The organism is Flavobacterium sp. LMO6 (assembly GCF_009495795.1).
GTDB lineage: Bacteria > Bacteroidota > Bacteroidia > Flavobacteriales > Flavobacteriaceae > Flavobacterium.
On sequence record NZ_WIBH01000020.1, the window covers coordinates 1 to 3469 of the forward strand.

Consider the following 3469-nt stretch of genomic DNA (forward strand, 5'->3'; position numbering starts at 1 on the left):
TCCCATCGAGACGATATATTGAAAACAAAAAAGCCTGTCTAAATTAGACAGGCTTTTCAAAAGAAAGGCGGCGACATACTCTCCCACATAACTGCAGTACCATCTGCGCAATCGGGCTTAACTTCTCTGTTCGGAATGGGAAGAGGTGAGCCCCGACGCAATAACCACCTTAAGAGGTTATAATTGCTTTGGACAATTATTTCCAAAGTTAATTATCAATTATAAATTGTTAATTATCAATTGGACAATATCTTAACATACTGAGATAAATAAATTTAAAGAAAGTTTCTCTGCGTCCGCCTCGGCGGACGCAGATTTATACATAAGCTAACGGGTTATTAGTACTACTCGACTATGACATTACTGCCTTTACATCTATAGCCTATCGACCTAGTCATCTTCTAGGACCCTTAAAAGAAATCTCATCTTGTGGTGGGTTTCGCGCTTATATGCTTTCAGCGCTTATCCCTTCCCAACGTAGCTACTCTGCAGTGCTCCTGGCGGAACAACAGATACACCAGCGGTTAGTCCAATTCGGTCCTCTCGTACTAGAATCAGATCCACTCAAATTTCTAACGCCCACAGTAGATAGAGACCGAACTGTCTCACGACGTTCTGAACCCAGCTCGCGTGCCACTTTAATGGGCGAACAGCCCAACCCTTGGGACCTTCTCCAGCCCCAGGATGTGACGAGCCGACATCGAGGTGCCAAACCCCCCCGTCGATATGAGCTCTTGGGGGAGATCAGCCTGTTATCCCCGGCGTACCTTTTATCCTTTGAGCGATGGCCCTTCCATGCGGAACCACCGGATCACTATGCTCTACTTTCGTACCTGATCGACCTGTATGTCTCTCAGTCAAGCTCCCTTATGCCATTGCACTCTACGCACGGTTACCAAGCGTGCTGAGGGAACCTTTAGAAGCCTCCGTTACTCTTTTGGAGGCGACCACCCCAGTCAAACTACCCACCAAACAATGTCCCCCGTTATACGGGGTTAGGCCTCAGACAAGCAAAGGGTGGTATTTCAACAATGACTCCACAACGCCTAGCGACGCCACTTCATAGTCTCCCACCTATCCTACACATCACGTGTCCAAGGTCAATATTAAGCTATAGTAAAGGTGCACAGGGTCTTTTCGTCCCACTGCGGGTAAGCGGCATCTTCACCGCTACTACAATTTCACCGAGCTCATGGCTGAGACAGTATCCAGATCGTTACACCATTCGTGCAGGTCGGAACTTACCCGACAAGGAATTTCGCTACCTTAGGACCGTTATAGTTACGGCCGCCGTTTACTTGGGCTTCATTTCAATGCTTCTCCGAAGATAACATCTCCACTTAACCTTCAAGCACCGGGCAGGTGTCAGGCCCTATACTTCATCTTACGATTTTGCAGAGCCCTGTGTTTTTGATAAACAGTCGCCTGGATCTTTTCACTGCGGCCAGCATTGCTGCTGGCGACCTTTCTCCCGAAGTTACAGGTCTATTTTGCCTAATTCCTTAGCCATGAATCTCTCGAGCACCTTAGGATTCTCTCCTCAACTACCTGTGTCGGTTTACGGTACTGGTACTTATAATCTAAGTTTAGAAGATTTTCTTGGCAGCCTTTAGGTACACTATCACTTTGTCCGAAGACTCCGTGTACTATCGCATTTCACCAGTCCCAGCGGATTTGCCTACCGGGCCTATAGCTAAGTGCTTTAACGAACTATTCCGTCAGTTCGCGGTACTTTCACCACTGCGTCTCTCCATCACAATTATAAGTAGTACGGGAATATTAACCCGTTGGCCATCGACTGTCCCTTTCGGGTTCGCCTTAGGACCAGACTAACCCACAGCTGATTAGCATAGCTGTGGAAACCTTAGTTTTTCGGTGTGCGGGTTTCTCGCCCGCATTATCGTTACTTATGCCTACATTTTCTTTTCTAAACAGTCCAGCATGACTCACATCACACCTTCGACCCAGTTTAGAATGCTCCCCTACCACTTACGTAAAACGTAAATCCATAGCTTCGGTAATATGCTTATGCCCGATTATTATCCATGCTCGTCCGCTCGACTAGTGAGCTGTTACGCACTCTTTAAATGAATGGCTGCTTCCAAGCCAACATCCTAGCTGTCTGGGCAGACAAACCTCGTTATTTCAACTTAGCATATATTTGGGGACCTTAGCTGATGGTCTGGGTTCTTTCCCTCTCGGACATGGACCTTAGCACCCATGCCCTCACTGCTGGTAAACATTATATAGCATTCGGAGTTTGTCAGGAATTGGTAGGCGATGAAGCCCCCGCATCCAATCAGTAGCTCTACCTCTATATAACTTATACCCAGCGCTGCACCTAAATGCATTTCGGGGAGTACGAGCTATTTCCGAGTTTGATTGGCCTTTCACCCCTACCCACAGGTCATCCGAAGACTTTTCAACGTCAACCGGTTCGGACCTCCACTATGTGTTACCACAGCTTCATCCTGCCCATGGGTAGATCACACGGTTTCGCGTCTACCATTACTGACTAAAGCGCCCTATTCAGACTCGCTTTCGCTACGGATCCATACCATAAGTACTTATCCTTGCCAGCAACGGTAACTCGTAGGCTCATTATGCAAAAGGCACGCCGTCACCCCACGAAAGGGCTCCGACCGCTTGTAAGCGTATGGTTTCAGGATCTATTTCACTCCGTTATTCACGGTTCTTTTCACCTTTCCCTCACGGTACTGGTTCACTATCGGTCTCTCAGGAGTATTTAGCCTTAGCGGATGGTCCCGCCAAATTCACACAGGGTTTCACGTGCCCCGCGCTACTCAGGATACCACTATCTATATCTTCTCTTACCCATACAGGACTATCACCCTCTTTGGTTTACCTTTCCAGGTAATTCCGGTTCAATCCGCATAGAATGTCGTGGTCCTACAACCCCAACATTGCCGTAACAACATTGGTTTGGGCTAATCCGCGTTCGCTCGCCACTACTTACGGAATCACTTTTGTTTTCTTCTCCTCCGCCTACTTAGATGTTTCAGTTCAGCGGGTTTGCTCTCCTATCGGAGTGACATGTCTTCAACATGCCGGGTTGCCCCATTCAGGTATCTACGGATCAATTCGTGTGTGCCAATCCCCGTAGCTTTTCGCAGCTTATCACGCCTTTCATCGCCTCTGAGAGCCTAGGCATCCCCCATACGCCCTTATTTTGCTTATGTGCCGCCTAATTTTATAAATAAAACTAGGACTTTCTTTATAAATACATGATAAATCACGCATCTACTGTACTTTCTACTTTTTAAATATTTTTATCTCAATATGTCAATGAACTTTAAAAGTATTAAGATTTTTGTATTAAGAATTAAGACTTGCGTCTTGATACTTGATACTATCTTCTTGATACTATCTTGTGGAGAATATCGGAGTCGAACCGATGACCTCCTGCGTGCAAGGCAGGCGCTCTAGCCAGCTGAGCTAATCCCCCAAT

The 3469-nt window shown here is 46.8% G+C and carries 1 tRNA gene and 2 rRNA genes; all 3 read right to left on the reverse strand.

Annotation, left to right across the window (positions count from 1 at the left end):
* Positions 1-62: 62 nt before the first annotated feature.
* Positions 63-172 (reverse strand): 5S ribosomal RNA (rrf, locus tag GFJ99_RS12970).
* A 146-nt stretch (positions 173-318) separates the two neighbouring features.
* Positions 319-3200: ribosomal RNA gene (locus tag GFJ99_RS12975) — 23S ribosomal RNA — on the reverse strand.
* 192 nt (positions 3201-3392) lie between these two features.
* Positions 3393-3466, reverse strand: a tRNA-Ala gene (locus GFJ99_RS12980).
* Positions 3467-3469: the final 3 nt, after the last annotated feature.